General features: G+C 69.3%; 2 protein-coding genes. One reads left to right on the forward strand and one right to left on the reverse strand.

Features of this window, described 5'->3' with window-relative positions:
- The first annotated feature begins 23 nt into the window (after positions 1–23).
- Positions 24–806 (forward strand): histidinol-phosphatase, encoded by a 783-nt coding sequence (gene hisN, locus EAW56_RS12085; RefSeq protein WP_122086804.1) that lies wholly within the window; start codon positions 24–26, stop codon positions 804–806.
- A gap of 1 nt (position 807) precedes the next feature.
- Here hisN and EAW56_RS12815 read toward each other — a convergent pair.
- Positions 808–1,583, reverse strand: a 776-nt coding sequence (locus tag EAW56_RS12815) for a S1 family peptidase (protein WP_167457442.1), incomplete at its 5' end; no start/stop codon positions are given.

Raw genomic sequence — 1,583 nt, forward strand, 5'->3', positions numbered from 1 at the left:
CATCACTACTAGACTTGTCGGGCATGAGTATTTTCGCCGACGACCTCGCCCTCGCACTTGAACTGGCCGACGCGGCCGACGCGCTCACGCTCGCGCGCTTCGAGGCCTCTGACCTGCGGGTGGAGTCAAAACCGGACATGACGCCCGTTTCCGACGCGGACCTCGCCGTCGAGGAGGCGCTCCGCGAGGTGCTCGCTAAGTCGCGGCCGGCGGACGCGGTGCTTGGCGAGGAGTTCGGCGGTGAGGTGGCGCTCGAGGGCCGCCAGTGGGTCATCGACCCGATCGACGGGACGAAGAACTTCGTCCGCGGCGTGCCCGTGTGGGCAACCCTCATTGCGCTGCTTGTGGACGGCGAACCGGTCGTCGGCGTCGTCTCCGCCCCCGCCCTGACCCGCCGCTGGTACGCAGCGGCCGGCGGCGGCGCGTGGCGCACGTTCAACGGCGGCGAGCTCACGCGACTCGAGGTCTCCGGGGTGCTCACGCTTGCCGACGCCTCCCTCGCCATGTCCTCCCTCGCCGGTTGGCGTGATCGCGGCCTGCTGGAGAAGTTCATCGGCCTGACGGAGCAGACCTGGCGCCTGCGCGGCTACGGCGACTTTCTCAACTACTGCTTCGTCGCGGAAGGAGCGGTGGACATCGCCGCCGAACCGGAGGTCTCCCTCTGGGACCTCGCCGCCCTGTCGGTGCTGGTCACGGAGGCCGGCGGGCAGTTTACTTCTCTGTCCGGCGAGGACGGCCCGCACGGCGGCGACGCGCTGGCCAGCAACGGCGCGCTCCACGACGCGGCACTCTCGGCGCTGCGCTAGGTTACGGCAGGCGGAACCCGTTGTTGAGGTCCGCCAGGATCGCGTCCATGCGGGCGGCGCTGGTGGGCGCGTAGATCGGCCCCTGCAGCGGGGTGGTGCACTGCACGTCGAACGGCGCGGGGAACAGGCCTCCGTTGATCATGCCGACGAGGCGGTCGTCCGTGTACAGGGGCGCGCCGGAGTCGCCCTGCATGGCGCAGACCTGGTTCACGTTCTGCACGTTCCAGTCCGACCAGGTGATCCCACAGGTCTCACCGGAGGCCACGCCCTTCTTGCACACGTTTTTGCCCGGCTTCACCGGCGCGGAGCCGAGGTGGTTGATGGTCACGCCGTCGTAGGAGCGGGTGACTTCGGCGTTGGAACCGAGCTCGATGAGCGCGTAGTCCAGGCGCTCGTTGACCTTGACGATGTTGCCAGAGTGCCCCACCTGCCAGGAGTCCGCCGAGGAGACCGGGTCCCCCACCTTGCCGCAGTGCCCCGCGGTCAGGGCGTACTTGTTGCCGTGCTCGCCGTAGCCGGCGACGGCGACGGTGCACATGACCTCGTTGTCGCCCTCGCCCACGTAGATGGGGGTGCCGGGGCCGTACAGGGAGTTGCCGCGCTGCAGGGCCTCGTTGGACTCGCGCGGGATGCGCGGTGCGTCGTGGAAGGAGCCGGGCACGCGGTGCAGGACGTAGTCCGCAAGCGGCTTGCCGGCCAGCACCTTTGAAATCGGGTCGTTGTGCCAGGTGTAGTTCGGGTCGATCGGCGCCGGCTGCGGTGCAGGCGCTTCACCAG

It is taken from the genome of Corynebacterium gottingense (genome assembly GCF_003693265.1).
In the GTDB taxonomy this organism is placed as follows: domain Bacteria; phylum Actinomycetota; class Actinomycetes; order Mycobacteriales; family Mycobacteriaceae; genus Corynebacterium; species Corynebacterium gottingense.